This window comes from Clostridium sp. ZS2-4, assembly GCF_026719745.1.
Taxonomy (GTDB): domain Bacteria; phylum Bacillota; class Clostridia; order Clostridiales; family Clostridiaceae; genus Clostridium_H.
Genome location: NZ_JAPPRQ010000098.1, coordinates 1 through 5,471, shown reverse-complemented (window position 1 = coordinate 5,471; position 5,471 = coordinate 1). Strand labels below are relative to the sequence as shown.

At 30.1% G+C, this 5,471-nt stretch carries 5 protein-coding genes; all 5 read right to left on the bottom strand.

Translation table 11 applies throughout. From position 1 onward, the window contains the following. Positions 1-501: 501 nt before the first annotated feature. Entirely contained in the window at positions 502-1,686 is a 1,185-nt protein-coding gene (locus OIO11_RS12055) for a tetratricopeptide repeat protein (protein ID WP_268071713.1), read from the bottom strand. A gap of 33 nt (positions 1,687-1,719) precedes the next feature. Further along, the gene (locus OIO11_RS12050; protein WP_268071712.1) at positions 1,720-2,235 is read right to left on the bottom strand and encodes a sensor histidine kinase; all 516 of its coding nucleotides are present in this window, start codon (positions 2,233-2,235) and stop codon (positions 1,720-1,722) included. A gap of 96 nt (positions 2,236-2,331) precedes the next feature. Next, complete coding sequence (locus tag OIO11_RS12045; protein ID WP_268071711.1) at positions 2,332-3,081, bottom strand: HAMP domain-containing protein; 750 nt, start codon at positions 3,079-3,081, stop codon at positions 2,332-2,334. Between the two features lie 38 nt (positions 3,082-3,119). Continuing rightward, entirely contained in the window at positions 3,120-3,812 is a 693-nt protein-coding gene (locus OIO11_RS12040; protein WP_268071710.1) for a response regulator transcription factor, read from the bottom strand. A 168-nt stretch (positions 3,813-3,980) separates the two neighbouring features. Further along, positions 3,981-5,210 (bottom strand): NAD(P)/FAD-dependent oxidoreductase, encoded by a 1,230-nt coding sequence (locus OIO11_RS12035; RefSeq protein WP_268071709.1) that lies wholly within the window; start codon positions 5,208-5,210, stop codon positions 3,981-3,983. Between the last annotated feature and the right edge of the window lie 261 nt (positions 5,211-5,471).

Below are 5,471 nucleotides of genomic sequence, written 5' to 3'. Positions count from 1 at the left end.
TTGCCGTCATCTGACAGCTTATTCAGTATATCATCTGAATTTCTTCTTGTCAACAACTTTTTTGAATTTTTTTAATTTTCTCAAATCATCTTAATTCATACTTTGTTGTTTCCTCTCCGCCGCTCTCACGACGACAAGGAATATCTTATCATGAATCTTAGACTAATATAATTCAATATATCTGACTATATTAAATTACACTATATTTTCTATGTTTTTCTTCGTTTTTCTGTATTGTTCTCATACTGATACGCAAGGACAAGTATACTTCACTATATAAATTGATACGTTGTAGATTCCAATAAAAGTTTTACTTCTTCTTTTGTTAAATACTTAGGCAATTTCTTATCATATCTAAGTGTTGGAACTCTTAAATCACTCCATGTTCCTTTAAATGTTATTTCAAAGAGGCTTTATTATCTAAATTTATGAGGGCAGAAAAAATGATCATATAAATAAAATTAGGCATGGGAGATTGTTTTTATGATCCATGTAACACTTTTATTCTAGTTTCTCCTTTATCTTATAGGAATACTTAAACAACTCATCAGGACTATATATTTCTTCTGCTACTTTTAGCGCTGTATTATAATATTCTTTAGCTTTTTTTCTATTACCTAATGCATATTCACTGTTTCCTAAATCATAATAAATCCTTACTCTGTTTTCCTTAACCGAATCTTCTTGCTTTTTCATCATTTCTAATGTTTTATTAAAAACCTCAATAGAACCTTGATAATCTTTTAGTTTATATAGTGCTTCTCCTTTTATCATCTGAATTATATAATCATCTGGATATACTTCCTTTATCTTGCTCTGTTCTTGTAATTTTCCCTTATATTTCATACATTCGTCTAAAGATTTTAAAGCTTCTTTTGGCATATCAGCCTTAACCTGTGAATCAGCTAGATGATACCACGCATATGGCGACTCTTTTGTATCCTTATCTTTTAATTGTTCTTTATAATAACTTACTACCTTTTTGAAATAATAAGGATAAACATCTTCAGCCTCAACTAATCCTCCATCAACATATCGAAGTATTTCTATAAAATAAGAAGACCCCGTATCATGAACCCATAAAGCTATTTCTTCCTTTCCATCCTTTTTACCTTCTTTATCTGGCATATCTTCTATATCCATCTTTTTATACATTTCCATTCCTAACAAATCAAATTTATAAACTTTCTTGTTTTCAAACTTATATATCTTTAGCTTATTACCAACTGATCCTCCCACAAAAGAGCTAACTAATAACTCTAACTTTTTATCTCCATCCATATCTGCAAAATCAATTTTGTATACACTTTCCCCCTCACCATAGTCACGTAATGCCACTTTCCACTCATCATTTTCCTTCATTAGTACAATCACTCCACCTATATACGAATCCTTAGAGGATTTAAATGTAAAAATTATTTCCTCTTTTCCATCTCCAGTTATATCTTTCTTAATAACAGCCTTTGTCTGTTCTTCTGCTCTTGGTGGCGAAAGCACCATACCCATACCTTTGGGAAGAAATTTTTGTACAATGGAATTTTTGTAATTCTTTTCATATGCAGAAGAAATAACAGCCTTTGGAGCTTGTATAACCTCAGTAGATGATGCAATACTTCCGCACCCTGTAAATATAGAACTAATTAAACACCCCTCAACACTCTTTTTTATAAACTCTTTAGAAAGCATAACTAAAACATATCCTCATTATTAATTTTACCTTTATTCATCTTTAATTCTTGGTAATTTGACTATTACTGTAGTTCCCTCCCCATACTCACTTTCAATTTCTAAAAATCCCCCATGAAGCTGTACTAATTCATTGGCTAGAGAAAGTCCTATTCCGTTCCCACCATCTTTTGTATCAACCTTATAAAATTTTTCAGTAACCTTAGATAAATGTTCTTTAGGTATACCTATTCCACTGTCTTTTATGGCAATCTCTATAAATTCTGCTTTCTTAATTACATAAATTGCTACCGTACCTTCTTTATTTGTAAATTTAAAAGCATTATCTAATATATTTATAAAAACCTGTTTTAACCTATTTGTATCTCCTTTTATTTTCTCATCAGCATCTTCTAAAATATTAAGTTCCAATCCTATGCCTAATCTTTTTGCTCTAGGTTCCATCTGTTTAAATATATTATTTAAAAACTCTGCCAGATTTATATTTGTTAAATTTAACTTTATTCTTTTATCTATAATCCTAGAAAAATCCAATAATTCTTCTACCATCTCCGTAAGTCTGTCTGTTTCCTTTTCAACAATATCAAGTCCCCACAGCAGTTCTTTCTTATCTTCTAAATCTCCAGTTCTTAATGTTATTGTCCATCACTTTATAGAGGTAAGAGGAGTTGTTAACTCATGAGAAACCTGTGATATAAATTCATTTTTTAATTTATCATTCTTCAATATTTCTTCTGACATATAATTCAGGGTATCTGCTAGTTCACCAATTTCATCATTATATTTTTTCTTTGCCTTTATTGTTAACTGTCCCTTTGCCATCTTTCTAGCTGTTTCCGTCAATTCTTTTACAGGCTCCGTTATAGTATGGGACACCAATATACTCAGAATCATAAATACACAAATCACAACTGCTCCTGTGCAAAGTAGTATTAAATATAGCTTATTTATTGAATTATCTGCTACTTCTAAAGAAGAAATAACTCTCACAACTCCATTAACACCATAAGAATTTTTAAGTGGTTGTGACACTGATATAATCTTTTCATTTGAATATTTAGATTTTCCTATCCATGTATACCCTTCCCCTCTTAGTGCTTTTTCAATATCAGGATAATCTAACTTCTTCCCTTGCTCAATTCCTATGGAATCTTGAATCACCTCTCCATTCTCACCTATTATCTGTACTTGTGCAGCTGACATGTCTGAAAAAGTGTATATAAATTTATCTGCGTAGCTTTTAAAATTGTCATTATAAGAGTATTTATTAAAAATATTTACCGAGATCTTTCCTTGTTTTTCTAAAGAAGCTTCAATATTTTTATAGTAATATCTCTTTATAACTATAAAAAGTATAAGCTGAATAATAACCACTATTATCAATGCTATAAGCATATAAAACTTTAATATTCTCCATTTTATGCCTTTCAGTTTTATCCCCCCTTAAAGCTATACCCATAGCCCCAAATAGTTCTTATAAACTGCGGCTTTGATGGGTTTTTCTCAATTTTCTCTCTAATTCTCCTTATATGAACATCCACAGTTTTTACATCTCCAAAGAAATCCTCTCCCCACGCCAAATTGAGAAGTTCATCTCTAGACAATGCCTTATTTTCCTTCTCCATAAATATTTTCATAACATTGAATTCTCTATAAGTAAGCTCTATAGGCTTGTTATCTTTATAAAAAATCTTTCTATCCAAATCCAACTTAAAAATTCCTTTTTCTATTTCTTTGATTTCTTCTTTATTTTTACAGATTCTTTTAAAAATAGCTTTAATCCTAGCCACTAATTCTAAAGGATTAAACGGTTTTACCACATAATCATCGGCCCCAAACTCAAAGCCCATTATCTTGTCCATATCTTGAGTTTTGGCAGTTAACATCACTATAGCAATTTCCTCATTTATTTCTCTAATCCGTCTGCATACCTGAAAGCCATCAATACCAGGAAGCATGATATCTAAGATGATTAAGTCCAGTTCAGTTTCTTTCACTATATCTAAAGCCTTTTCTCCACTGTCTGCTTCTAAAACTTCAAACTTATTTCTTATTAAATTTATTTTTATAAAACTCCTTATAGCCTCTTCATCTTCAACCACAAGTATTTTTTTATTCTCTACCATAATTTTCACCACCTTGCTTAAGTATGATATACCATTTCTAACAATATAAGTATTTAAGTAAAAGTTAAAAATGATTACGAAAAAGTTACGCACCTAAAAAAATAAGGTTATTGATAAATAATAATTATCAACAACCTTTTACTCACTATATTAAATATTAAGTCTTTCTTATCTGTTAAAACTAAATATATTTAGCTCTGGTGGATTTTTGCCTATGTGCAGATCTCTTAATAATTGTGCCCCTATCACATTATATAAAATACCATTAGAACCGTACCCCATACAAAAATAATAGTTTGGTAATTTATCGTATACACCTATATATGGCAAACTGTCCTTAGTTTCTCCAAACAATCCACTGAACTTATATTCAATTTCAATATCTTTAATATTAGGGAACATATGTCTTAGCTTATCTTCTAAAATTTTATATCTTTCTTTAGCCACCGAATCCTCATTACATAGATTAGATACTTTGCTGCGTTCTCCTCCTACCTCTAGGTCTTCTCCCCCAATCATTATTCTATCATCTGCAGTTACCCTTAAATAAGTATAATTCTTATTCGTATCTCTTATTATGCACTTATTATACCATCCTTCAAAGGCTTTCACTGGCTTTGTAACAAGAGTAAAGCTTCTGGTGAATTTAGCAATATTTTTCTCTATATATTTTCTTCCTTCAAATCCCTCTGCAATCAATACCTTTTTAGCTCTTATCTTAAATCCATTTCTTGTTCTTAAAATTTCTTCATTATTCTCTGAATAGGTTTTTGTAATTTCTGTATTTTCATATACAACGGCGCCCTTCTTCACTGCATAATCTATAAGAGCATGAGTAAATCTATAAGGATTAATTCCCCCAGCTCCACTTTTTGAATAAATTGCAGCCTTCATTGGAAAGTCAAATTTATCTTTAGCAGTATTTTCATCTAAAAACTCTACATCAAACCCATACTGATTTCTTAATTCAAATTCTTTTTTCAGTATAGATGTATCAGCAAATTTATTCGTATAATACAAGCAGTCTCCTAAAATAAAATCACACTTATCATCTAAATTATTTATTATAGCTTGAATATCATAGACAGCTTTATGACATAGTCTAAATGCATTTACCGCATTATCTAATCCAACCATTCCCTTAAGTCCAATTAAATTTGTATCTATCTCATACTGCAATATAGATGTAGAAGTACTTGTACTTCCATATCCTATTATATTCTTTTCAACAACCACTGTCTTAATACCAGCTTCAGCAAAATAATAGGCACATAAAGCTCCGGTTATCCCCCCTCCAACTATTACCACATCACAATCTATATCATCACTTAAATATGTATATTTATTAGGAATTGAACCTATATTTGTCCAATATAAATTTCCAGAAACTAAATTCATAATACCGCCTCCTTGCTTACAACTATATTGATATACTAGATTATTATTTCTATTTGTTAACAAATATATTCCTACTAATTCAGTGAATTAAGCACTACATATGGTAACTGCTTAAATAAAATTATTATATATTGAAGTCACAGTAAAAATTTATATGGCGCAATCTTTGGTTATCAAGTAATATTATCCCTATTTTATTTTGGGCGGACTTAGCCCGTCATGTTTTTTTATATTTTCAAAAAATATTAACCTATAAAACTG